Raw genomic sequence first — 25,268 nt, 5'->3', positions numbered from 1 at the left:
GGTCAAAAAAAGCCATGCTGCAATTCACAGCACGGCTTATATAATTTACGCGTGTTTTCTGATAACTTCTGTAAGCTGTTCTTTCGGTTGGAAACCGACTATCTGGTCGACTACTTCACCATTTTTGAATAGAAGTAGAGTCGGAATGCTCATTACTCCGAATTTACTTGCCGTTTCCTGGTTCTCGTCAACGTCGAGCTTAACGATTTTAACTTCATCGCTCATCTCTTCATCAATTTCTTCAAGAACCGGTGCAATCATTTTACAAGGGCCGCACCACGGTGCCCAGAAGTCTGCGAGTACCAGACCGTCATTTGTTTCCTGTTCAAAGTTCTGATCACTTGCTTTTACAATTGCCATAATTAAATCCTCCTATCAACTTATGTTTGTACTGAGTATATCATTACGTACGGAACGTGACTAATATTTTGTTTATCAGTCATAACACTACTCTCCACAGTGGGCCTGAACGCTGAGATTTCGCTGCCGGCAAACGACTTATCCGCAAACAAATAAACCGGGGACAGGAGCCCCCGGATAAGATGTTACGCATTCACTTTCATATTTCTGATTTCTTCCGTAAGCTTAGGAACGATTTCGAAAATGTCACCTACAAGACCGTAATCGGCAATACTGAAAATGTTCGACTCGGGATCCTTGTTGATAGCTACGATCACCTTGGAGTTTGACATACCGGCAAGGTGCTGAATAGCGCCCGAGATACCGCAGGCGATATACAGGTCAGGTGTCACAACTTTACCGGTCTGGCCGATTTGAAGTGAATAGTCGCAATAACCTGCGTCACAGGCTGCACGGGAGGCCCCTACAGCCCCGCCGAGTTCATCGGCAAGTTCCTGAAGCGGTTCAAACCCTTCCGGACCTTTTACAGCGCGGCCTCCGGCTACAATTACTTTCGCCTCGGACAGATCCACCCCTTCGGAAGTTTTACGGATCACTTCTTTGATAATGGTGCGGATATTTTGTACGTCCACGTCCAACGATGAAACATCTCCGCTTCTGCTGTCATCTTTCTCAAGAGCAGCGATGTTGTTCGGGCGGATGGTCACAAATGTAACACCTTCTGTCACCACTTTCTTTTCGAATGCTTTACCGGAGTAGATAGGGCGTGTGAAGACAAAGCCGTCATCCCCTTCTTCTACCTCGGTCACATCGGAAATCAGACCGGTTTCAAGCTGACTGGCCAGTTTAGGAGTTACGTCTTTACCGATGGACGTATGCCCCATAACGATTCCGTCCGGACTCTCCTGGTCGATAACCGCTTTGTACGCCTGAGTGAAGCCTTCCGGTGTATACGTTTTCAATTCAGCGTTTGCAACGGTAACTGCACGATCAGCTCCATAATTGATAAGTTCTTCCGCCATCGAATTGAGATCGCCTTCTCCACAAATTGTGGCTACGACTTCTCCACCTTCACTGAGAGTTTTACCAAGAGCTATAGCTTCAAAAGAGACATTCCTCAGTTCGCCTTCTTTCGCTTCTGCGATTACTAATATATTTTTACTCATTTCTTAACCTTCTCCTTTCCTGTGTCCGATTACAGTACCTTGGATTCGTTCTTCAAAAGACTTACAAGTTCTTTAACCTGCTCATCCGGTTCGCCTTCGATAATTTTTCCAGCCTGCTTTTCAGGAGGAAGGAAGATTTCGAGTGTTTTCGTTTTTGCTTCCACATCGTCCTCTTCGAGATCAAGATCGTCAATTTCAATTTCTTCCAGAGGTTTCTTCTTCGCTTTCATAATCCCTGGAAGGGAAGGATATCTCGGCTCGTTCAAGCCCTGCTGACATGTAACGAGAAGCGGAAGTGTCGTTTCCACTTTTTCCACGTCACCTTCAACGTCCCTCTCGATATTGACTGTTTCTCCATCGATGGATATGTCTGTAATCGTAGTGACGAATGGTATATCCAGCCGCTCAGCCAGTCTCGGCCCGACCTGACCGCTCGCTTCATCGATCGCTACGTTACCGGCCAAGATGATATCCGGTTCATTTTCCTTGAAATAAGCCTCAAGAATTCTAACCGTCGTATACTGATCCCCTTCTTCGAGATCATCTTCGGTATTGATGAGAACGCTTTTATCAGCGCCCATCGCAAGAGCAGTACGAAGCTGTTTCTCTGCTTCTTCATCACCGACTGTAACTACGGTCACTTCCCCGCCGTGTGCATCTTTCAGGTTGATAGCTTCTTCCACAGCGTATTCGTCATAAGGGTTGATGATATATTCAGCACCCTCGTCTTCGATCTTTCCATTGCTGATAGAAATTTTTTCTTCTGTATCAAAAGTTCTTTTAAGCAAAACATAAATATTCATTACATTTCCCTCCAGTTTCTATTTATCACGGAACTCGGGTTTTCTTTTCTCGATAAAAGCCTGCACACCTTCTGCAGCATCTTCTGTGCGGAAAACCTCTTCAAAGCGTTCAGCTTCGTCTTTCAATCCTGCATTCAGTGTGGATTCATAGACGTTCGGCACAAGTCTGAGTACGTGCTCCACAGACGGTTTGCTTTTGGCCGCTATGGATGCCGCCACTTTCCTGACGTGATCAAGAAGTTCCTCCTCCTCGACCGCTCCGTTGGCAAGCCCTATTTTGACAGCTTCTTCACCGCTTACCGGCTCAGCCGTCAAAATCATCTCATAAGCTTTAGCATCTCCCACATAACGGGGCAGGCGCTGAGTCCCTCCGAAGCCCGGTATGATTCCGAGCCCCAGTTCAGGAAGGCCGAGTTTCGCTTTCTTCGTAACGAATCTCATATGACAGGAAAGAGCAAGTTCCAGCCCTCCGCCCAGGGCAGCTCCATGAATGGCCGCTATGAAAGGGGCGTGAAACTGTTCAATTCTGTCGAAAACCGCCTGGCCTTTGAAAGACATATTTTCTTTGCCGCCCTGAAACTCGGTGAATTCCTTTATGTCGGCACCGGCTGAAAAGAATTTTCCTTCGCCTTTTAAAATGACAGCTTTAAGAGACTTCTCTGCATCCAGTTCGTTCAGAATTTCGTTGAGATCTGCCAGAATTGTACTGGACAAAGCGTTGGCAGGCGGACTTGCTATGGTGATCTCAGCCACCTGATCTTTGATTTCATAAGTTAATGTATCCATCCTATCCACTCCCCCTGCTATGGACGTCTAAGCAGCCCTTCCACAATCATCTCGTGTACTTCTTTCGCCTGCTTAGTGATATCATAGCGTTCTTCTTTCATAACCCAGTTTGTCACTACCTCATCGATAGTACCGAAAATCAATTGCCGTACCAGTTTTCTATTTATATTATCGCGAAAAACTTCTTCCCTGATACCTTCCTCGACTATCTCATCAATCACGTCTAAGTATTTTTTCAGTACGGAATTGATTTTCATTCTGAGCATCTTATTGGATTGGCGCAATTCAAGTTGCGTCACCACAGCCAGATGGTGATCTTCAGATAATTGTTCGAAATGAGTCTCCACCAGTACACGCAGTTTCTCGGATGGAGTCTGTCTTGAAGTAGTTGCACTTTCGATTCTTTCTATAAAGACTCCCATTTTTTCCTGGAAGAGCGAAACGAGGATATCTTCTTTATTCTTGAAATAGAGATAAATCGTCCCGTCCGCAACTCCTGCCCGTTTAGCTATCTTAGAAACTTGAGATGAATGATATCCATTCTCGGCAATAACTTCAACCGCTGCATCAATGATTTGTCTGTATTTTGGCTTCGTCTGTTTCATCTCTGCTCTCCTGCCTTCGAAATAATGAATGAACCATCATTCATCTCTTATTCTACCCACTAAAATTTATTCTGTCAACTGAGCTTCTTCTGCTTTTCTTTTTCTTCCTCCACCAGACTTCTCCTCAGTATTTTACCGACGGCAGTTTTCGGCAGTTCTTCCCTGAACTCATAAAGTTTAGGAACTTTGTATACGGCCAGGTGCTGCTTACAGAATTCATTCAGTTCTTCTTCCGTAAGGTTGGTGCCTTCTTTTCTTACGACGTAAGCTTTGACCGTTTCCCCTCTGTAAGGATCCGGCACTCCGGCTACGACGGCTTCCTGAACCTGACTGTGCTCATAAAGAATTTCTTCCACTTCCCGCGGGTAAATATTATATCCGCCGGCGATGATCATATCTTTTTTCCTGTCGACAATGTAGAAGTAGCCCTCTTCGTCCATATAGCCGATATCCCCGGTCTTGAACCATCCGTCCGGGCTCAGCACTTCCCGCGTCTCTTCTTCTTTGTTCCAGTAGCCTTTCATCACCTGAGGACCTTTGACGGCTATTTCACCTATGGTCCCGATTTCGGCCTCTCCTTCTCCGGACAGATCCAAAATTTTGGAGTCGGTGTTCGGCCATGGTACGCCTATGCTACCGGGAACTCTTCTTCCCCACAGGAAATTGGAGTGGGTAACCGGAGACGTTTCAGTCAGACCATATCCTTCGACGAGCCGTCCCCCTGTCACGTTTTCGAAACGCTCCATCACTTCTACAGGTAGGGGCGCAGACCCGCTGATACAGGCATCGATTGACGACAGATCATATTTATTTATATTCGGATGATTTAAAAGACCGATATATATAGTCGGTGCTCCCGGAAAAAGCGTAGGTCTTTCTTTATCTATCGTCTTAAGCACTTCTTCCACTTCGAATTTAGGAATAAGAAGAATTTTGAATCCCATCATAATGGATAGATTCATCACCGAGGTCATGCCGTATACGTGAAAGAACGGCAGCATCCCGAGAGTGACTTCTTCCCCTTTTTTGCTCTTATACATCCAGTCCACGGACATCTGCGTATTGGCTACAAGGTTGTAATGGGTAAGCATTACTCCTTTCGGATATCCGGTCGTCCCTCCCGTGTACTGCAGCAGTGCCAGATCTTCTTTCGGATCTATATCGATTTCCGTAACGGCCGGCACTTCCGATTTGAATATGTTTTTCCATAGATGTGTTTCCCCGCTATGTTCCGGGCTGACGATCATTTTGTATTCTTTCTTCTGGACAAAAGGATAAAGCGTGTTTTTAGGAAAAGGTAAATAGTCCCGAATCCCGGTCACTACTATGTGTTCAAGATCCGTCTGTTTTTTGACGGAAGCAGCTTTCGGATAGAGGATGTCCAGACATATAATCATTTTTGCGCCTGAATCCTTCAACTGATACTGAAGTTCTCTTTCCGTATAGAGCGGGTTCGTCTGTACGACGATGCCTCCGGCCATTAAGACGGCGTAATAACTGATGACAGACTGAGGAGTGTTCGGCAGCATAATGGAAACGCGGTCGCCTTTCTCAACTCCAAGCTGCTGCAGATAACCCGCAAGATGGCAGGCTTCCTCATAAACCTTTTCATACGTCATTTCTTTCCCCATAAAATAAAGCGCTTTCTTTTTTGCGTACGACTGGGCACTCTGCTTCAAGAACTCATGCAATGGCTTTTCTTCATACTCTTTCTCAACCTCGATTTCGTTCGGGTAATGCTTATGCCATATCTTTTCGGACTGGGTCATTCCTTCCCCTCCTTAAAATGAGTTACTACCATTATAACGGCTGGAAGGGAAAAAATGAATGATTTTTCAAATATTTCAATAATATGTTCCTAGTAATAAATTCCCGTTTTTTTCCCGCCTCACCCTGTTCAATACGGGCGAAGACGGAAATAACCGGGAACTCAGATTAAGTAAATGACACCTGCAGCAATAAACAATACCGCTACTACGATCATTATAATGGATAATGTACGCAATGACTGTCTCCCCTTATATAATTGTAGCGCCGATTACGTAAGATAAACCGACTGAGATAATGAGGGAAAGAAGCCCGACGGCCCGGTTCCCTTCTTCAATCTCTTCATCTATGCGAAAAGATGGAGTTAAAAACTCAAAGATGAAATAACCGATGAGGAGAAGCAGAAATCCGAAAACTCCCCAGCCGATGGAAAGAAACAGAGCATCATTATGCTCAATGGAAAAACGGAAGATATTAGATATACCGAATATTTTTCCACCGGTGGCCATAGCTACTGCCAGATTCCCTTCTTTAATTTCTTTCCAGTTATCATACTTGGTAACCAGCTCGAATAGAGTAAGGAAAACGACTATACATAGCACGACCACACTGAATCTCGCTGCAGTGTCCACGATCGAAATTTCCCAGAAACCTTCCATGTTTCACCTCTCCCCCTGCAGAATCATTTAAGTTCAAGTACAGTAACACCGCTTCCGCCTTCTTTCATACCTCCGGAACGCGCCGTACTGATTCTGGAGTGTCGTTTTGCCAGCGACTGTACTCCCTGTCTGAGGGCGCCTGTCCCTTTTCCATGGATAATGGAAACTTGAGGGTAACCGGCGAGAAGAGCATCATCAAGATATTTTTCAAGACGGTTCAGGGCATCTTCATACCTTTCCCCTCTCAGATCAAGCTCAGGTTTCACGTGGGAAGTTTTCCCTCTTACCGGTGCAATCTGTTTCTCCCGTTCCGGCTTTTTCGTTTTGACGAATTCGAGGTCCTTCCTTTTCGCTTTTACTTTCATGGATCCTACCTGAACCTGATACTCGTCGTTTCTTCCTTTCTCGACAATAACCCCCTGCTGATTCAGCGTAAGAAGTTTTACTTCGTCTCCAGCCTGAAGTTCTTTCGTTTCATTCGACTGCTTGTTCTTCGGCTGTTTCTCTTTCTTCGTAAGCTCCGGCTCAGCTTCATCGAACATCTTCCTGGCTTCAATCCACTCGTGTTCTTTCAGTTGGGAGGAGTTCTTCATCTGCTTCAGTTCGTCTACGATGCCCTGCGCTTCCTCCCGTGCTTTATCCACAGACTGTCTCGCTTTTTCTTCGGCTTTCTTATACAGCTTTTCCTTCTGATCCTCGAACCGTTTCCATTCGCTGTTAAGATCCGAGTAAATTTCTTCCGCTTCGCGCCTTATCTCTTCAGCCCGTTCATAGTCCGCCTCCGCCTCTCTCCTTGCTTCGTCGAGAGAAGCTATCATGGATTCGACACTTTCCGAGTCGACTCCCACTCTTTCTTTGGCGGCACTGATTACATCTTCCCGTAAGCCAAGACGTCTCGAGATTTCGAAGGCATTACTTCTCCCCGGCACTCCGATTAATAGCCGGTAGGTCGGCTCGAGCGTTTCGATGTTGAATTCTACGGAAGCGTTGACGACGTTTTCCCTGTTGTAGCCGTATGCCTTCAGCTCAGGATAGTGGGTCGTAGCTATGACCCTTGCATCTTTATCAACCACTTCATCCAGGATAGCCATAGCAAGAGCTGCACCTTCCTGCGGGTCCGTACCGGCTCCAAGCTCATCAAAAAGCACGAGTGTAGAGTCATCGACCTTATCCAGAATATCCACGATGTTAGTCATATGGGAAGAGAAAGTGGAGAGACTCTGCTCAATGGACTGCTCATCTCCGATGTCCGCATAAACGTTGTCGAATACTGCAAGTTCACAGCCATCCATCGCAGGGATCTGCAGTCCGGCCTGAGCCATTAATGTACATAGACCCACCAGCTTCAGTGTTACTGTTTTACCTCCGGTGTTCGGACCGGTAATGATGATGGAAGTGAAGTCTGTACCGAGCTCAATGTCATTCGGCACTACCTCTTCCTCTGAAATAAGCGGATGTCTCGCCTGCTTCATCAATATTCTGCCTTCGTTGTTCATAGCGGGCATAGCTGCTCTCATACTTCTGCCGAGTTTTGCTCTCGCAAAAATGAAATCAAGTCCGGCAAGTACCCGGACATTCTCGGCAAGGATAGGCCGGTCTTCTTCAATGGCCTCGGACAGTTCTCCGAGAATCCTGTCCACTTCCCTTTTCTCCTGCACCCTCGCCTCCTGCAGGTCGTTGTTGATATCGACTACAGGCTGGGGTTCTATGAAGAGTGTCGCTCCCGATGATGACTGATCATGAACAATCCCTTTGATACTTCCCCGATACTCCTGCTTCACAGGCAATACGTACCTTTCATTTCTTATCGTTACGATAGCGTCCGACAGTTTTTCGGACTGCTGCTTCGTATAAGATTCCATTTTATCCCGCAGCCTGCTTTCCAACGTATTGATTCTGCTGCGGATCGAACGGAGGGTATCGGATGCCCCGTCCATGACCACTCCGTTATCGTCGATACTGTTCCTGATTGTTCTCTCAAGTATCGGTAGTGGATGAATAATGTCGACAAATTCTCTCAGAATCGGCATGTCAGGCTCTTCCATTTCCTCTACAAAGCGTTTCAATTCTTTACCGCCATAAATAGTGGTCGCCACATCCACACATTCGGTCGCCGAGAGCACACCTCCAATCGAGGTGCGTTTAAGATGCGGTTTAATGTTTCTGATGCCTCCGAACGGAATATGTCCTTTCAGCCGAAGTACCTGCTGGGCTTCATCTGTTTCGTTTTGGAGTTTCACCACTTCCGGCAATTCTGTGGAAGGTTTCAGCCGCTGAGCCGCGTCCTTTCCAAGTGAAGTCTCCGCGTGACCGGTCAGCTTTTCGATTATTTTTCCAAACTCAAGCACGCCCAAAATTCGTTCGTTCATGCAGTAGTGCCCCTTTATTTTGAAGTATCGTTAAGCCATTTCTTAAATTCTTTCAAAGATTTTGTATTTAATACGTTTTCCTTCTTCATGTATCCCCGTCGTGCAGTACCGACGCCCGTCTTCATATCCTCAAGCATAGGGAAATTGTGAGCATCCGTGTTGATGGCTATCATTACTCCGTGCTCCTGAGCCTTCTCTATATTATCAGCCATTAAATCCAGACGATTCGGATTGGCGTTCAATTCAAGAACGGTCCCTGTTTCTCCGGCTTTTTTAATGAGTTTTTCGATATTAACCGCGTATCCCTGTCTTTTTCCGATCAAACGGCCGGTGGGATGAGCAATAATATCGACGTGCGGGTTGTCGAGTGCTGCATTCATACGTTTCATTATTTCTTCCTCTGACTGGGAAAAGCTGGAATGAATAGACGCTATCACTACGTCCATCTCCTTCAGAAAGTCATCATCGAAATCCAGCGTACCATCCGGCAGGATATCCATTTCCACTCCGCAAAAGATGTGAAAATCAGACATCTTATCATTCACTCTTTCGATTTCCTCTCTCTGCTTACGAAGCCTTGATTCGGTAAGTCCGTTCGCAACCCTGAGATATTTTGAGTGATCGGTTATCACTATATATTCATATCCTTTTTCTTTGCATCGTTCGGCCATCTCTTCGACAGAGTGGGCCCCGTCACTCCAGGTGGTATGCATATGCAGGTCGGATTTAATATCTTCAGGCTGAAGAAGCGGCACAGGCTGTCTGAACAGCTTTGTTTCCTCTTTTCCCTCTCTTACCTCCGGAGGAATATAAGTAAGACCGAAATGCTCGTAAAAAGCTTTCTCGGTTTTGAAGGTCTTTATTTTTCCGGACTCACTGTTTTCGACTCCATATTCGCTTATCTTCTCTCCCTGGGATTTGGCAATTTGACGCATTAAGACATTATGATCTTTCGAACCTGTAAAGTGATGCAGGGTGGAAGCGAATTCTTTATCTTTCACTATGCGGAAATCCACATTCACATCCCAGTCTCCGCGTAACACTACAGAGACTTTCGTTTCTCCGGAAGCGATCACTTCCCGTATATCAGGATGATTTAACAGTTCATCCCTCGTTTCCTCCGGGCTTTTCGAGGAAATGATAAAATCGAGGTCACCGATCGTTTCTTTCATACGCCGCATACTTCCGGCAAGGGAAAACCGCTCAATAGTCTTAAGCTTATGCAGGTATTCTTCCACCTTTTCTGCAAAAGGCTGCATGTAAGCGATAGGCAGCCTGTCGGGCCGGGTACCGAAATCACGGAGAGACTGAAGCATTTTTTCCGCTGATTTCTGACCGAAGCCTTCGAGTTTTTCCACCTCCCCTTCTTCCAATGCCTTCTGCAGCGTGTCTTTATTTACGATTCCGAGCTGATCATAGAGCTTTGCCAGTTTCTTACCACCAAGGCCCGGCAAATCCAGAAGCGGAATCAGCCCTTCAGGGACTTCCTCCTGTAACTCCTCGAGTTCAGGAGACTTCCCGGTTTCAATATACTCTTCGATTACTGCGGAAGTTCCCTTTCCTATTCCCTTGATTTTAGTGAAGTCGTCAATCTCGGTAAGGGAGCGGTTGTCACGCTCCAGAGCCTGAGCGGCTTTTGTATAAGCGGATATCCTGAACGGGTTCTCCCCTTTCAGCTCCAGGTACACCGCTATGTCCTCCAGTAATTTTATAACATTTTTTTTGTTTATCTGACTCACTCAAACTCTCCTCCTTTATACATAAAAAGCCGCTATGACAGTTAATAATCACGGCGGCTCTTCTGAGATCCCTTATTTGAAAAACCCTGCAAATTCCTTCATCCAGAGTGACTTTATCTCCCCGGAAATAATGGGTGTGTATTCAACGATCAGCGGGGCCAGCACTGAATTATCCAGGCTGTTCTGCAGGAACATGATAGGAGTTAAAGCGGCTATATACAGGAATATGAAAAGAATCAGATAGTTCTCCACAAATCCGAGCGCACCACCCAGCAGATGGTTGAGAGATTTCAGTATCGGAAGTTCCGCTACAAAATCAAGCATCGAAGCGATAATCTGTATGACTACGTTCACCGCCACAAATATCAGTATGAAAGCTACTGCATTGTAGAATGCCACTTCCATAGGGACGTCCCCTGTAAATATAGCCCAGGCCCCGTTCTCCTGAAATTCCGGGTAAGGAACCCATAGTGTAAGTTTTGAAGCAAGGTCATCGTAGTACAGTACAGCGGTCAGAAAAGCTGCAATGAACCCGACGATATGAAAAAGCTGTAACACGAAACCCCGCTTCATACCTTTGACGAGGCCAAGGAATAAAATTAAAAGTATCAATAAATCAATAATCATATCAGTCTCCGGCCTCTTTCTCCAACTTTTGAATATAGCTCATAAGTTCATCGTAATCTTTTTTCAGTTTAATATAATCACTCATCGTGTTGACAGCTGTAAGCACGGCCAGTTTAGCGGTATCAAGCCGAGGGTTATTCTTTATGATCCCTCTCATTGTGCCATCTACTCTGCCTGCTACTTCACGAACGTGACGATCGTCCTCATTTCCTACTATAGTATAGGAACGGTTGTAAATTTCAACGGTAGTCTTTACTTTTCCTTTATCCGATTGGGACACGTCCATTCCCTCCTGCTTGTCAATCCTAACTAGTATCTTAACACGAAGATAAACAAATAGGAAAGCAATATAAAGCATCCCACCCGCGATACGCACAGTCTGATATAATTAGTCCATAACGAGCAGGAAAGGACCAATGATTTATGCCGACTTATGTATTGAAAGCTACACCCGAGAGAATAGAAGAAATGAAAAACTATTATAGCCGAAATTTAAAGAAAACGCCTCCCCATGCCGTGTTCCAGGCTCATACCCCCCTGGCCTCCATCACAGCTTACCAATCTGGGAAAGTGGTCTTTCAGGGAAAGACACCGGAGCAGGAAGCGGGGCAGTGGGAAAAGGGGGCACACACGCCCAAGGAACGGAATTCAAAGAAAGAAACTCACGCATACCATCCACCGGCCGATCTTTTTCAAAGTCCTCATATCGGTTCGGATGAAGCAGGTACGGGAGATTACTTCGGGCCTATCACCGTCTGTGCTCTCTACGCTGATGAAGAGCAGATACGCACGCTCAAAGAAATCGGCGTCAGAGATTCCAAACATCTGACAGATGATAAAATAACCGTAATAGCGAAACGTATCGTTGAGATGAACATATCTTACCGGCTCATGCGTCTATCCAACAGTCGATACAATGAATGGAGGGAAAAGGGGTGGTCCCAGGGCAAAATGAAAGCCCTGCTTCATCATCAGGCCGTAACGAAACTTGGGGAGGACCTGTCTCCCATACGTCCTGAAGGAATTCTGATAGACGAATTTGCCAGACCGGAAATTTATAAAAAACATCTGCGATCCGAAGGAAAAACAATGGAGAGCAACACATATTTTATGACAAAAGCGGAAAGTTATTCGATTCCGGTAGCTGCCGCTTCCATACTCGCCCGCTCCTTATTCGTGAAGGAAATGAATAAGCTGAGCCGTCATTTCGGCAGAACTATCCCAAAAGGAGCCTCTTCGAAAGTCGACCGGGCAGCAGCAGCGATTTTGAAATCTCACGGAGAAGATACTTTGAAAGACGTGGTGAAGTGGCACTTCGCCAACACGGAAAAAGCGAAAAAAATAGCTCAGGAAGGATGAACCTTCTCTGAGCTATTTTTATTCTGTTTTTTACTGCCTCAGTCTTGCATCGTGTTTTTCGGCAACGGCTTCCAATATTGCACCGTGTGCTTCTTCCACTTCTTTATCTTTTAATGTTCGTTCCGGATTTTGATAGAGCAGTCGGAAAGCAATCGATTTCTCTCCGGGATCAAGGTGTTCCCCCTGATATACGTCAAATACCCGCACCTGTTTAATGAGAGGAGCACCGGTTGTGAGGATAGTCTCTTCGATCTCACCAGCCGAGGTCTTTTCGTCTACTACAAGTGCAATATCCCTGGATACGGAAGGGAATTTAGGGATTTTTACAAACGTTTCCTCTCTTTCGTACAGATTCAGCAGCAGATCCATATTCAGATCGAAAACATACGTTTCTTTCAGGTCATGTGTTTTCTGGTAGCGGGGGTGCACCTGCCCCATGAAACCTATCGTCTTTCCGTTACAGATTACGAGAGCAGTCCGGCCCGGATGCATCCCCTGGACTTCTCCTTTCACATAAGTGAAAGAAAGACCAAGACGGCCCGCCATCTCTTCCACGATACCTTTGACTACGAAAAAGTCTGCCTCTTTCTTCTCCTGCTGCCACGGATTCGCAACCCATTCGCCGGAAACAGCCCCCGCTGCACGAAGAACTTCTTTCGGCTGCTGCACGTGCTCGTCTTCTCTGCTTATAAACACTTTCCCGAGTTCGTAGTACGCAAGATTCTGCTGCTGTCTTGCAGTATTATAACTGTGAGTCCTTAAAAGCTCCGGGAGAATACTCAGACGTAAGTGACTGTGGTCTTCACTCATCGGCATGGCCAGACGTATCGCCCCGTGCTGTTCATCTTTCAACTCAGGACTGATCATTTCTTCAGCCGATTTTTCATCTGTCAGTGAATAAGTGATCGTTTCACTTAACCCGGCCCCTTCAAGAAACGTTTTAACGTTTCTTTTCAGTCGCTGTTCTTCTGTAAGACCGCCTGCCTGGCCGGAATCTTCCGGGAGAGTGTAAGGTATATGATCGTACCCGTAAATACGTGCCGTCTCTTCCAGCATATCTTCAAATATCGAGATATCAAAACGGCGGGACGGAATCTGCACATCAAAGACGCCTTTCTTTTCTTCATACTCGAACTGCAGGCGTCGCAGAACGTTCTTCACATCCTGTACTTCCATTTTCGTGCCGAGCCGATCATTCAGCCTGGACGTCTCCATACGGATGACTGTTTCTTTGCGACTCAAGTGGTCTTCTTCAGCTATGCCTTTCAATATTGTCGCCCCGGCGTATTTCTGCAGCAGTTCACACGCTCTTTCCCCGGCCTGAGCAACGCGGTTAACGTCCAGTCCCTTTTCAAAACGTACGCTGGATTCACTGCGTAACTCGTGGTCATTCGCACTTTGTCTCACTACCTGAGGGTCGAAGTATGCAGCTTCGAGAAGTAAATCAGTAGTACCTTCGTGCACTTCGGATTCTTTACCTCCCATAACCCCGGCTAGTGCGTGGGCTTTCTCTCCATTGGTGATGACAAGGTGATGAGGGGAAAGCGTCCGCATCTTGCCGTCCAGGGTCTCCAGAATCTCCCCCTCCTCGGCGTAGCGGGTAACAATCATATCACTGTTGAAACGGTCACGGTCGAAAGCGTGAAGTGGCTGCCCATACTCAAGGAGAACGTAGTTCGTGATATCCACTACGTTATTGACGGGTCTTGTTCCGGCAGCCATGAGACGATTTTTCAACCACAGCGGCGACTCTTTCACTTCAACATCCTGCACAACGAAAGCTCCGTAATACGGATTCGCTTCTTTATCTACAATCTTCACCGCTACGTCAGAGTCCGCTTTATCTTTCGCTTCCTCATAGGAAGGACGCTCGAGCGTATAATTCCGATCAAGTGCAGCCGCCGTTTCGTAAGCCATCCCCACCATGCTCAGGACATCGGCACGGTTCGGTGTCACGTCAAGTTCAAGTACAGAATCATCCAGGTTCAGAAGTTTCACTGCATCTTCTCCCGTTTCTGTATCCTCAGGAAAAACGAAGATGCCGTCTTTGAAAGCTTCCGGCACATCCTCTTCGTTCACTCCGAGTTCCTGAAGGGAACAGATCATTCCATTTGATTCTTCCCCGCGCAATTTCGTCTTTTTGATTTTGAAGTTGCCCGGGAGCACGGCTCCAGGCTTAGCTACAGCCACTTTCTGTCCTGCTTTTACGTTAGGGGCACCGCAGGCGATCTGAAGGGTCTCTTCTCCGGTGTCCACCTGACACAAAGAGAGTTTGTCCGCATCGGGATGCTGCTCACAGCTGATGATATTCCCGACGACCACTCCCTGCGGCAGCTCTTCCGGCTCCGAGATGCCGTCCACTTCAATCCCGGTTTTTGTTATAATTTCCGACAGTTCCTCTGTCGTATAGCCGCTGATATCTACGAGCTCTTTCAGCCAGTTCAATGAAATAAGCATATTAATTCCTCCTTACGCGTTATGATATTGTTTGAGAAAACGTACGTCGTTCGTATAAAAATGGCGTATGTCGTCAATTCCGTGCTTCAGCATTGCAATCCGTTCAGGACCCATCCCGAAAGCGAATCCGGAATATTTTTCGGAATCGTACCCGGCCATTTCAAGAACGTTCGGATGCACCATACCTGCTCCGAGAATTTCTATCCAACCGGTTCCTTTACAGACGGAACACCCTTCTCCTCCGCAAACTTTACAGGAAATATCCATCTCTACGGAAGGTTCCGTAAAAGGGAAGAAACTCGGGCGCAGACGGATTCTCCGTTCTCTTCCGAACATTTTAGCCGCAAATTCCTGCAATACCCCTTTCAGATCGCTCATCCGAACGTTTTCGTCGACAAGCAGCCCCTCGATCTGGGTAAACTGGTGGGAATGCGTGGCATCGTCGTTATCTCTCCGGTACACTTTCCCCGGACATATCATTTTTACAGGTTCTTTTCCGTTTTTGGCATTCATCGTTCTTGCCTGTACCGGAGACGTATGCGTACGCATCAGCAACTCTTCGGTAATATAGAACGTATCCTGCATATCGCGGGCAGGATGGCCCTTAGGCAGATTTAATGCTTCGAAATTGTAGTAATCCGTTTCCACTTCCGGACCTTCTTTGATTTCAAAGCCCATCCCGATAAACAGATCTTCAATCTCCTCAATAATTGAAGTGAGAAGGTGCGGCCCGCCTACCTGGACCGGACGACCGGGGAGGGTAACGTCAATGTCTTCATTTTTCAGCTGTTCCTCAAGGGCTTCGTCTTCAAGTCTGGACTGTTTTTCCTCAATGGCATCGGCAATTCTTTCTCTTACTTCATTTGCTAACTGACCTATTACCGGACGTTCTTCCTTGGGCAATTTGCCCATGCCCCTGAGCACTTCCGTTATCGGCCCCTTTTTACCTAGATATTCCACACGGACACTTTTTAATTCTTCAATGGTTTCCGCCTGCTCTACTTTCAGCAGTGCTTCCTGTTCGAGTTCCTGCAAACGTTCCTTCATTATCCATACCTCCTTATAAATACAAAAACCCCGCCCCCTGAAGAAGGGACGAGGTTCATGGTCGCGGTACCACCCTTGTTGACACAGTTGTGCCCACTTTGCGTAAGTTAACGGACCGTCATCCGGACACGACTGTGCCAGCTCAAGAGTGAAATTTCAGCAGTCGCTGCGGCAGCAGCGTTTCCAGTCTGAGACGCTGCCTCCCTGTAACCGATATTGCGACTGTCTACTTTGCTCCGTCAAAGCTTTTACCTGTATAACTAATAAATAATTATAGGAAAATTGTAAAGTAAATGCAACTACTGATTCACAGCAAACATTAATATTCCTCCGGCGACAGCGACATTGAGCGATTCCGCTTCTCCGTATATCGGTATTTTCACTCTTTCGTCGGAAAGCCCGAGAAGTTCTTCCCTGACGCCATTCCCTTCATTGCCGAGGAGAATCGCTACTTTCTGCGGCCGCTTCAATTCCGTGTAATTACCGGCCCCATCCAGGGCAGTCCCCCAAACGTCGACACCTCTGCTTTTAAGTAAGGGGATTTCATCATCCAGAGAGACTTCCATCACTTTCATGTCATGAAACATCGAACCCTGGGTCGCACGTACCACTTTATCGTTGAAGCGATCTGCGCTTCCCCTGCCGATGAGTACTGCATCAAATCCCGCAGCATCTGCCGTCCGTATGAGGGTCCCGAGATTTCCGGGGTCCTGGATAGTATCAAGGAGGAGAAAACGAGATCCCGTTTCCACTTTCTCTTCTTTTTTACACACGACTGCCATAATCCCCTGCGGTGTCTCTGTTTCCGTAATCTCCTTCATTACCGCTTCACTTACAAGTTCCTTATTCCCTTCATAAGAAAACGGCACGCGGGACTCTTCCTGAACTATAAGTTCCTTCACTTCCCAGTCACTATTAACTACTTCTTCCACAAGGTGATAGCCTTCCACGAGAAAAAGTCCATACCGGTCTCTGTATTTCTTCTTATGGAGTTTCTTCCACTCTTTCACTTTTTGATTTTTGACGGATGTTATCATTGGTTATTCCTCACTCTTTCCTTACTCTTACCGGCCATCGTTCACCGGCCGATAATCTTAATCCTCACCGCAAAAGTAACAGGACCTGCCCCTTGGAAATGGAGCGGGTCCTGTTCAGCATGATCAGTTGAACGTAATATTCTCGACAGTTTTATTATCAAGGTTTTTGATCACTTCTACAATAATACTTACTGCGTTTTCGAAATCATCCCGGTGCAGCATTGCAGCATGGGAATGGATATAACGGGTCGGTACTGTAATGGAGAGCGCCGGTACCCCATTATGACTCAGATGAATGGAACCTGAGTCCGTACCGCCTGCAGCCATGGAATCGAACTGATAAGGGATATTATTCTTATCTGCCGTATCGGTCACAAAATCCCGCAGTCCTTTGTGCGAAATCATGGAAGCGTCGTAAAGGATGATTTGAGGTCCTTCTCCCATTGAAGCCTGGGCGTCTTTGTCCGTAACGCCAGGAGTATCACCCGCGATGCCGACGTCCACTCCGAAAGCAATGTCAGGCTGGATCATATTGGCAGCTGTCTTCGCCCCTCTCAAGCCTACTTCTTCCTGGACTGTCCCTACACCGTAAACGATATTCGGGTGTTTTTCTTTTTTCAGGCGCTTCAATACTTCGATGGCTATTGCACAGCCGATCCGGTTGTCCCATGCTTTGGCAAGCAGCATTTTTTCGTTGTTCATCTGAGTGAATTCAAAATACGGGACAACGGAATCTCCAGGTTTCACTCCGAATTCAGCCGCTTCTTCCCTGGAGCCCGCACCGATATCGATAAACATATCTTTGATATCCACAGGTTTTTTACGCTGTTCTGCTGAAAGGATATGCGGGGGTTTCGAACCGATGACACCTGTAACATCGCCTTTTCCGGTCATGATTGTAACGCGTTGGGCCAGCATCACCTGACTCCACCAGCCTCCTACTGTCTGGAAGTAGACGAACCCGTTCTCGTCTACACGTGTTACCATAAACCCTACTTCATCGAGGTGACCGGCCACCATCACTTTAGGGCCTTTCTTATCTCCGCGTTTCTCGGCAATCAGACTTCCGAGGTTGTCTGTGTATACGCTGTCCGCGTAAGGCTTTATGTACTGCTCCATCACGTCGCGGGCTTCTCTCTCATTACCCGGGACTCCTCTTGCATCCGTAAGATCTTTAAGCATCGTAAGCGTTTCGTCTTTCTTCGCCATCCTATTACCTCCTTTGAATTACTCCCTGTCCATTATAAACCGAAGTCGAAAAAATCACAAAAATAACTCAATACCCCCGGTCCTGACGATCATAATTTTCATCATTCTTTTCGAGATAGGCCTGCTTCATATCTTCTTCCGAAATGTTCAGCGCAGCGGCAAGAGTCACGTACGCATCAAAAAGATTTTGATAAGTCTGCTTCGTTTTTTCACGTTTCCATTCACCCAAACGTTGGTATACCGTTAGAAAGGCCTCTGTCCGGGAGGTGACGTCGGAAATTTCCGCCGACTCGACATAACTGTTCAACTCTATCCCAAGAGAGAGTAGAAAATGAAGTCCATCCACATATTCTTCCCTGATGGTTTCATGATCGCTTTCAGGCTTATTACTCCAGAATTTGAAACATCTCGTCTCGTTTGCCAGTTCCCCAAGCTCCACGTAAAAAGCCAGGGTCTTATGATCGACGACCGACTCTTTTTCTACATTTTTATGCTGCTCGATGTACTTATCCAGCTGCCGCTGGTATTCATAAAGTTCTGCCCAGTGCATTTTTCTCCTCCTTATCGTTACGTCGGGTGAAAATCATCGCTGTCATTTTAAAAATAGTTGAAACTTCTGCTCCTGTTCTCCCGTATCTCTACTATAAGCCTACAAGGGGACGATTACTATGATGGTCATTTTATTCAGAATACTTTTACTGGCTGCTCTTCTGTTTCTCGTCTATACAATGGTGCAGCTGGCCAAAGATCCGAAACGGCAATTTAATACGGCTGTGGAAAACCGCAGTTTTTATTTCGAAGATAATGAAGACAACCCGAAACGCAATTTCTTTATCACTTACAAAGGAGCTATCTTTGAAGGTGAAAAATATGTCGGGGCCACGGAAGAGTCTTTCGAAGTGGTTTCCATTACAGTTTCCGCAAAAGAACCGGACAGGCTGACGGGGATGGAGCGGGAAGATCTTTATTTTCTGGAAAAAGAAATTCTGATCCGTTATCCTCACGCCTCCATCGAATGGAAATATCCGATGAAAACATTGTTGCAACGGCCGTTTGAAAAACAATAGAAAAACCTGCAGGAAAATATGCTCTTACTTTATCTTTTTTCGTACCCGTCCACCCGTTCTGAAGAAATAACACTTGTAAAACTCTATCTAAACAGAAAGCCATCTCCCAAACCAGGGAGATGGCCTTCTTACGTTCAAAACGCGTTTATTTAAGAGCTGTTTTAGCCTGATCTACAAGAGAAGTGAAGGCTGCTTCATCGTTAACTGCAAGATCGGCAAGCATTTTACGGTTCACTTCTACTCCTGCGAGTTTCAAACCGTGCATAAGACGACTGTAAGAAATGTCGTTCATGCGTGCTGCAGCGTTGATACGTGCAATCCACAGTTTACGGAAGTCACGTTTACGCTGACGACGGTCACGATACGCATACTGACCTGACTTCATTACCTGTTGTTTTGCTGTTTTAAATAGGGCGTGTTTCGAACCATAATAACCTTTAGCTAGCTTTAAGACACGTTTACGACGTTGACGTGTCACTGTTCCACCTTTAACGCGTGGCATAATAATCCCTCCTGATTGTGATACTTAAATTATTTTTTCGGAAGCATGTTCTTGATACGACGATAGTCTCCGTTAGATACGAGTGCATCTTTGCGCAATTTACGCTTCTGCTTTTGAGACTTATTGGCAAACAGGTGGCTCGTATACGCGTGGGAGCGTTTAACCTTCCCGTTACCTGTTTTCTTAAAGCGTTTCTGGGAGCCTTTATGAGTTCTCATTTTTGGCATATCCATTTCCTCCTTTAACTAGATGTCGGTTACTTGTTCTCGTTAAGTGGAGCAAGCATCATAAACATATTTCTGCCTTCCATCTTCGGCTTCGTTTCTACCTGCGCTATATCTTTACACTCATCAGCCATACGGTCAAGTACTTTTTGACCAAGCTCTTTGTGTGTGATGGCACGACCGCGGAAACGGATGGAAGCTTTCACTTTGTCCCCTTTGGAAAGGAACTTACGCGCGTTACGTAATTTCGTGTTGAAATCGTGTTCTTCGATACCCGGGCTCAGACGTACTTCTTTCAGTTTGATAGTCGTCTGTTTCTTACGGGCTTCTTTTTCTTTCTTCTGCTGTTCAAAGTGGTATTTCCCGTAATCCATGATCCGGCATACCGGTGGTTTCGCGTTAGGTGCAACCATAACGAGATCGAGTTCTGCATTCGCAGCAATGTCCAACGCTTCATTACGAGATTTGACACCAAGCTGATCGCCATTTACGTCTATGAGACGAACTTCTTTGGCACGAATCTTCTCATTAATTAACGTCTTATCGTTTTTGCTAATATCTAGCCACCTCCAAATTATATTCGGAAAATCATAACAAGATCTGTCATCGACAAGTTGTTGATTACACAAAAAAGTGCGGGTACATAACTGCACCCACACGTAGCCCTACTGAAAAGCAGGGAAATTGAACCTGCCAACTGCTCATTGAGCGTCGATCAGGTGAGAAGCGGGTGCTTCTTCTTGTCTCAGATCCGTTCATTCATTTACCTAATATATATTATCACCGAGTTCTTCCCTTGTCAAACCTTTATTTCATTTTGAAGGAGCAGGAATACCTGCCCCTCCCTCTCATTATTTCCGCAATAATTTCTGGTCTATTTCGTTTCGCACTTCTTCGATAAAAGTGGATACCTCTTTCGTTTCCGAATTCTGTTCTCCGTACCTGCGTACGTTCACAGCATCGGCTTCTATTTCTTTATCGCCTACGACGAGCTGGAACGGTATCTTTCCTGTCTGGGCCTCACGGATTTTATATCCGATTTTTTCGTTACGTTCATCTACGCTCACCCGGATTCCTGACTGGCGCAGACGATCTTCGAGCTGTTTGGCGTAATCCAGATGGACGTCCGCAGAGACCGGAATGATCCGCGCCTGTTCAGGGGCGAGCCACGTCGGGAACGCCCCCTTATATTCCTCGATGAGGAAAGCTACGAACCTCTCCATCGTGGAGACGACACCGCGGTGGATAACGACAGGACGGTGGTCTTTGCCATCTTCTCCGACGTACGTGAGATCGAACCGTTCCGGCAGGTGGAAATCAAGCTGGACCGTGGAGAGCGTCTCGTCTTTTCCGAGAGCCGTTTTCACCTGAACATCCAGTTTCGGACCGTAAAAAGCTGCTTCCCCGTCCGCTTCCACGTAATCAAGCTCCATTTCATCCATCGTTTCCTTCAGCATAGCCTGGGATTTATTCCACATCTCATCGTTATCTACGTATTTTTCCTTGTCCTCGGGATCACGATAGGATAGACGGAAATAATAGTCGTTCAGGCCGAAATCGTGATATACCTCGCTGACAAGTCTGACGACGCGTTTAAATTCTTCTTTCAGCTGATCGGGGCGGGCGAAAATGTGAGCGTCATTAAGCGTCATAGCACGGACGCGCTGCAGACCTGCAAGGGCGCCGGACATTTCGTGCCGGTGCATCGTACCCAGTTCCGCGATACGGACAGGCAGGTTACGATAGCTGTAGTATTCATTTTTATAAACCATCATATGATGCGGGCAGTTCATCGGCCGCAGCACGAGATCCTCATTGTCCATCTCCATCGTAGGGAACATATCCTCTTTGTAGTGATCCCAGTGTCCACTCTTTTTGTACAGATCCACGCTTCCAAGAACGGGAGTATAAACGTGATTGTACCCCAGTCTTTCCTCCAGGTCCACGATGTAGCGCTCAATTGTACGGCGGATCGTGGCGCCGTTTGGAAGCCAGAGTGGCAGCCCCTGTCCGACTTCCTGACTGACCGTGAAAATGCCGAGTTCCTTACCTAGTTTGCGGTGGTCCCTCTCTTTTGCCTCTTCTCTTAAACGAAGATATTCGTCAAGCTCCTCCTGTTTCTCAAAAGCTGTACCGTAAATACGCTGAAGCATTTTATTATCACTGTCTCCCCGCCAGTATGCACCTGAGATGTTGAGCAGTTTAAAGATTTTAATTTTGCTTGTCTGCGGAACGTGCACACCGCGACAGAGATCGACGAACTCACCCTGCTGATAGAAACTGATCGTCTCTCCTTCAGGAATATCTTCTATAAGTTCTACTTTAAGGTCGTCCCCAAGTTCTTTATACTTCTGTATCGCTTCTTCCCGGCTGAGTTCAAATCGCTTCACTTCCAGATTCTCATCAACGATTTTCTGCATTTCTTTTTCAATTACCGGAAGATCCTCGGGAGTGATGGATGTATTCAGATCCATATCATAGTAGAAACCGTCTTCGATCACAGGACCTACCCCGAGATTAATATCCTCGTCAAACACCCTCTTCACTGCCTGAGCCATAAGGTGGGCGGTCGAGTGTCTTAATACTTCCACCCCCTCCGGATTTTTATACGTTACGATTTCGATGGAGGCGTCCTTTTCGATCGGGCGCCGCAAATCGTACATTTCGCCGTCAAGTTTTACAGCAAGCGCCTGTTTTTTCAATCCGGGAGAAATAGAGTGAGCTATCTCCTCACCTGTTACACCCCGGTCGAAAGTTTTCTCGTTGCCATCCGGAAACTGGATACTTATCGATTCTGCCATCACTGCCACTCCTTCTGTATAATAATTTTCCCATAAATAAAATAACCCGCCCACAATTGCTTTCGCAAAAGGGGCGAGTTATCGACTCGCGGTTCCACCCATCATTCACGCCTTATTGAGGCGTCTTCATTATCCTTAACGCAGATATACGCCGACCGCTACTCACAGTTCACAGCCGGAGCTCCGAGGTGGTAATTGATAATCCTTCCGGGAGAAGCTTCCAGCCGCGACTTCTCTCTCTGAACCACAGGTACTTTACCAATCATGTCCTCTTCCAAGCTTTCATTTATCATTATGTCGTTATTATAGCCCTCTCCCACGGTTAAATCAAGCTTTCCTACCGATTTCTCCGGTTTGGACCGCTCACTTCCACCGGGTCGCTCAATTGACGGATCCTTTCAATGATCCTCGTCGCTTTCAAAGCACCCACTTCTCCTCTGTTCGTATGACCCATTACCTGTTCCAGTTCTTTAAGGGAGTAATTGGAAGTGAAGAAGACGGGAAGTCCTTCCATCATCCTGTGCTGAAGAATAGAGCCGAGTATTTCATCGCGGAACCAGGCGGATTGTGATTCCGCCCCGATATCATCCAGCATTAGAACGGGTACTTTTTTGAAAGCATCCACTTTACTTGCAATAGAATCATCTTTAATCGAAGCTTTCATTTCCCTCACGAATTCCGGCATGTAAATCACCATAGTCTCGATGTTGTGGTTACTGAGTTCATTCGCAAGAACTCCGAGAAAGTATGTTTTTCCTACACCGAACAGTCCGTGGAAATACAGTCCTTTTTGTGGAAGTTTTTCCCCGAGCTGGTCCACGTAGGCTACAGTTTTCATTACTGCTTCGTTTCTCTCTTCGCTGCCGGTGAAATCCAGTTTTTCCAACGTCGCTTCATGCAGTTCTTTAGGCATGTACAAACTTTTGACGAGGGAACGCTGTTTTTCTTCTCTTTCTTTTTTTACCTGTCTCGGGCATTTGTCGTAAGCGATTTTCACTTCCTGTCCGTGAACTTCCACACGGGGCACGTAGCCGGGCAAGATGTTAATGCACTCCGCGCGGGAAGGACACTTCTCACAGGCCAGCGACTGGTTCTGATATTCGTGAAGTTTAATCAGATTCTTCTCAGCCACCGTTCTCGTCAGCCCCTCTGTTTCTTCAATCAGTTTTTTGACTTCAGGGGCTTCGAGCACCTGCTGCCTTGCCTGATTCATGCGGTTTTTGAACGATTCGTTATTTCGCATCCATTTCTTCAAAGATTCCTGAATCGGCTCCACGTGGTTCACCTGCCTTTCCGTTTCTCGGTGATGCGTTGAATACGCTGGGCGATTTCTTCGCCGGAAGCTCCCTGCTCTTCCTTATCCTCGTGACTCGTACGGGGCTCTTCCTTGTGTTTTTCCTGCTTGTACCAGGCAGGGAGAACTTCGGAACTGCGCTTTTTCTTCATCCCTTTGTCTTTACTCCACTCCTGATACTTTTTGTGTTCGGCTCTGGCCATATTCATAGCCTGTTCTACCGTTTTCACGTTTTTTCGTGCCCAATGACTCGCGATTTTTTCGAGATAAGGTTTTGAGAGTTTCATATCCGTCTTAAGCAGTACGTAGTGGATCAGTACGTTCATTACGCCTTTTGGAAGACCCTGTTCTGTCATAACGTTCCTGATCAGTTTCACGTCCTGGTCCGTTGCTTTGTTGCCATTCGACATGTCCTCGAGCAGTTCTTTTGGAGTAATGTTTTCAAGCATACTGACGAATTTCTCGTTTTTTGAAACAGGGTCAGTCTTCTCTTTCACCTGTTCTTCTTTTTTCTCTTCGGACTTTTCAGTAGCCGGTCCTGATGGAACGTCACGCTGGCCGAGATCATGACAGGAAGCTTTCAACTCTTCTGTATCCAGCTCATTCTCCTCCGTAACCGACCACAGAACCGCCTTTTCCATATCCGTCGTACTTATATTATAGAGCACCGCCAGCTGATGTACGAGCCGGCTGTTTTCTTTTCCTAAAATTTTCCCGGCAGGAAGCATACGTTCCTGAAGGGCTTTCTCGATCCACTCAAGGTCTACGGCACTCTCCTGGAGAGCCACTCCCTGCTGCTGTACGGTCTCTTTCCCTGTATCTATACCCTCCGGAAGAGTGGCTGCCGGAGAAAAAACGTCACTGAACGAAGCGGTGACTTCCGTATACTCGTCCAGCTGCACAGAAGAGAACGAAAAAGCCTGCTTCAGCATATTGAATTTTTCCTCGCCTATTCTGTGAAGAAGCAGGAGGGAGAGCATATGGTCATTAAAAAACTGGAAAGCGGAGAAAGGAGGGATGAGATGGTACGCATAACTGATGCGATTTTCCTCTTCCTTCCTGAACGATTTCAGAAGACCGATCGCTTCAAGCTGAATTCTGGCTTCGTAGATCCTGTCGAGCGTCAGCCCTGTATAGGTCATCAGCGCATGATGGGTCCTTTCCCCTTCATACAGCCTGGCTTCCCCTTCCAAAAATTGAAACAACGTTACAGCTTCCCGCCCTATAACGGGCTGATACAGATGAGTCAGCACCGTCGTTCTGTCTTCAAGACCAGGCGCACTTAAGGAAATATAACAATCTTTCGGGTTCAGTTTTCCGATTCCTTTATTCATTGAGCTCACTTCTTTCTACCTGAGGAAACTGAAATTTCACCTGTGGTCTGATATTC

Annotated in this window: 24 protein-coding genes and 3 other annotated features; of the genes, 2 read left to right on the top strand and 22 right to left on the bottom strand. The window is 46.5% G+C overall.

The window, feature by feature from the left end:
- Nucleotides 1–45: 45 nt before the first annotated feature.
- The 11 genes from trxA to zapA form a co-directional block, all read right to left on the bottom strand.
- Nucleotides 46–360, bottom strand: a complete 315-nt coding sequence (trxA, locus tag CKW00_RS01690) for a thioredoxin (protein WP_008588621.1) — start codon at nt 358–360, stop codon at nt 46–48.
- 185 nt (nt 361–545) lie between these two features.
- Entirely contained in the window at nt 546–1,526 is a 981-nt protein-coding gene (locus CKW00_RS01685; RefSeq protein WP_095821101.1) for an electron transfer flavoprotein subunit alpha/FixB family protein, read from the bottom strand.
- 29 nt (nt 1,527–1,555) lie between these two features.
- On the bottom strand, nt 1,556–2,329 hold the full coding sequence (locus tag CKW00_RS01680) for an electron transfer flavoprotein subunit beta/FixA family protein (protein WP_008588619.1): 774 nt from the start codon (nt 2,327–2,329) through the stop codon (nt 1,556–1,558).
- Nucleotides 2,330–2,347: 18 nt separating this feature from the next.
- Complete coding sequence (locus CKW00_RS01675; RefSeq protein WP_095821100.1) at nt 2,348–3,115, bottom strand: enoyl-CoA hydratase; 768 nt, start codon at nt 3,113–3,115, stop codon at nt 2,348–2,350.
- A 17-nt stretch (nt 3,116–3,132) separates the two neighbouring features.
- Nucleotides 3,133–3,720 carry a TetR/AcrR family transcriptional regulator gene (locus tag CKW00_RS01670; protein WP_008588617.1) on the bottom strand — a complete coding sequence of 196 codons (588 nt, stop codon included), beginning with the start codon at nt 3,718–3,720 and terminating at the stop codon, nt 3,133–3,135.
- A 74-nt stretch (nt 3,721–3,794) separates the two neighbouring features.
- Complete coding sequence (locus CKW00_RS01665; protein WP_095821099.1) at nt 3,795–5,489, bottom strand: long-chain-fatty-acid--CoA ligase; 1,695 nt, start codon at nt 5,487–5,489, stop codon at nt 3,795–3,797.
- Nucleotides 5,490–5,738: 249 nt separating this feature from the next.
- Nucleotides 5,739–6,146, bottom strand: coding sequence for a DUF350 domain-containing protein (locus CKW00_RS01660; RefSeq protein WP_095821098.1), 408 nt, complete (start codon nt 6,144–6,146; stop codon nt 5,739–5,741).
- Nucleotides 6,147–6,169: 23 nt separating this feature from the next.
- Nucleotides 6,170–8,515 (bottom strand): endonuclease MutS2, encoded by a 2,346-nt coding sequence (locus CKW00_RS01655; RefSeq protein WP_095821097.1) that lies wholly within the window; start codon nt 8,513–8,515, stop codon nt 6,170–6,172.
- Between the two features lie 14 nt (nt 8,516–8,529).
- Nucleotides 8,530–10,245, bottom strand: coding sequence for a DNA polymerase/3'-5' exonuclease PolX (polX, locus tag CKW00_RS01650; protein ID WP_095821194.1), 1,716 nt, complete (start codon nt 10,243–10,245; stop codon nt 8,530–8,532).
- Nucleotides 10,246–10,326: 81 nt separating this feature from the next.
- A complete protein-coding gene (locus tag CKW00_RS01645) occupies nt 10,327–10,881 on the bottom strand; it encodes a CvpA family protein (RefSeq protein WP_008588612.1) in 555 nt (184 codons plus the stop codon).
- A gap of 1 nt (nt 10,882) precedes the next feature.
- On the bottom strand, nt 10,883–11,161 hold the full coding sequence (zapA, locus tag CKW00_RS01640) for a cell division protein ZapA (RefSeq protein ID WP_076569746.1): 279 nt from the start codon (nt 11,159–11,161) through the stop codon (nt 10,883–10,885).
- 143 nt (nt 11,162–11,304) lie between these two features.
- Between zapA and rnhC the strand changes: the two genes are divergently transcribed.
- Nucleotides 11,305–12,240: a ribonuclease HIII gene (rnhC, locus tag CKW00_RS01635; RefSeq protein ID WP_095821096.1), complete on the top strand. Its 936-nt coding sequence runs from the start codon at nt 11,305–11,307 to the stop codon at nt 12,238–12,240.
- A gap of 30 nt (nt 12,241–12,270) precedes the next feature.
- On the opposite strand, the gene pheT is transcribed toward rnhC, so the two are convergent.
- The 5 genes from pheT to CKW00_RS01610 form a co-directional block, all read right to left on the bottom strand.
- Entirely contained in the window at nt 12,271–14,697 is a 2,427-nt protein-coding gene (pheT, locus tag CKW00_RS01630; RefSeq protein WP_095821095.1) for a phenylalanine--tRNA ligase subunit beta, read from the bottom strand.
- Between the two features lie 12 nt (nt 14,698–14,709).
- On the bottom strand, nt 14,710–15,744 hold the full coding sequence (gene pheS, locus CKW00_RS01625) for a phenylalanine--tRNA ligase subunit alpha (RefSeq protein WP_095821094.1): 1,035 nt from the start codon (nt 15,742–15,744) through the stop codon (nt 14,710–14,712).
- A 41-nt stretch (nt 15,745–15,785) separates the two neighbouring features.
- Nucleotides 15,786–15,996, bottom strand: a binding site (T-box leader).
- A 47-nt stretch (nt 15,997–16,043) separates the two neighbouring features.
- Nucleotides 16,044–16,781, bottom strand: coding sequence for a TrmH family RNA methyltransferase (locus CKW00_RS01620; RefSeq protein WP_095821093.1), 738 nt, complete (start codon nt 16,779–16,781; stop codon nt 16,044–16,046).
- Nucleotides 16,782–16,904: 123 nt separating this feature from the next.
- A complete protein-coding gene (locus CKW00_RS01615; protein WP_095821092.1) occupies nt 16,905–17,990 on the bottom strand; it encodes a M42 family metallopeptidase in 1,086 nt (361 codons plus the stop codon).
- Between the two features lie 67 nt (nt 17,991–18,057).
- Nucleotides 18,058–18,540, bottom strand: a complete 483-nt coding sequence (locus CKW00_RS01610) for a dUTP diphosphatase (protein WP_095821091.1) — start codon at nt 18,538–18,540, stop codon at nt 18,058–18,060.
- Between the two features lie 118 nt (nt 18,541–18,658).
- On the opposite strand from CKW00_RS01610, the gene CKW00_RS01605 reads away from it, so the two are divergent.
- Nucleotides 18,659–19,057 carry a sigma-w pathway protein ysdB gene (locus CKW00_RS01605; RefSeq protein WP_093105733.1) on the top strand — a complete coding sequence of 133 codons (399 nt, stop codon included), beginning with the start codon at nt 18,659–18,661 and terminating at the stop codon, nt 19,055–19,057.
- Between the two features lie 145 nt (nt 19,058–19,202).
- On the opposite strand, the gene rplT is transcribed toward CKW00_RS01605, so the two are convergent.
- The 6 genes from rplT to CKW00_RS01575 all read right to left on the bottom strand — a co-directional run bounded on the left by rplT (nt 19,203) and on the right by CKW00_RS01575 (nt 25,212).
- Entirely contained in the window at nt 19,203–19,559 is a 357-nt protein-coding gene (gene rplT / locus CKW00_RS01600) for a 50S ribosomal protein L20 (RefSeq protein WP_008588601.1), read from the bottom strand.
- Between the two features lie 29 nt (nt 19,560–19,588).
- Entirely contained in the window at nt 19,589–19,786 is a 198-nt protein-coding gene (rpmI, locus tag CKW00_RS01595) for a 50S ribosomal protein L35 (protein WP_008588599.1), read from the bottom strand.
- Nucleotides 19,787–19,815: 29 nt separating this feature from the next.
- Nucleotides 19,816–20,361 (bottom strand): translation initiation factor IF-3, encoded by a 546-nt coding sequence (gene infC, locus CKW00_RS01590; protein WP_179946310.1) that lies wholly within the window; start codon nt 20,359–20,361, stop codon nt 19,816–19,818.
- A gap of 43 nt (nt 20,362–20,404) precedes the next feature.
- Nucleotides 20,405–20,531 (bottom strand) — a sequence feature (ribosomal protein L20 leader region).
- A 103-nt stretch (nt 20,532–20,634) separates the two neighbouring features.
- Nucleotides 20,635–22,584, bottom strand: coding sequence for a threonine--tRNA ligase (gene thrS / locus CKW00_RS01585; protein WP_095821090.1), 1,950 nt, complete (start codon nt 22,582–22,584; stop codon nt 20,635–20,637).
- Nucleotides 22,585–22,650: 66 nt separating this feature from the next.
- Nucleotides 22,651–22,870 (bottom strand) — a binding site (T-box leader).
- A 51-nt stretch (nt 22,871–22,921) separates the two neighbouring features.
- Nucleotides 22,922–23,860 (bottom strand): primosomal protein DnaI, encoded by a 939-nt coding sequence (dnaI, locus tag CKW00_RS01580; RefSeq protein WP_095821089.1) that lies wholly within the window; start codon nt 23,858–23,860, stop codon nt 22,922–22,924.
- A 5-nt stretch (nt 23,861–23,865) separates the two neighbouring features.
- Entirely contained in the window at nt 23,866–25,212 is a 1,347-nt protein-coding gene (locus CKW00_RS01575) for a replication initiation and membrane attachment family protein (protein WP_095821088.1), read from the bottom strand.
- Between the last annotated feature and the right edge of the window lie 56 nt (nt 25,213–25,268).

The organism is Salimicrobium humidisoli (genome assembly GCF_002295105.1).
Lineage (GTDB): Bacteria > Bacillota > Bacilli > Bacillales > Halobacillaceae > Salimicrobium > Salimicrobium humidisoli.
The sequence above is the reverse complement of the archived record's forward strand: the minus strand, read 5'-3'. Positions and strand labels throughout refer to the sequence as shown.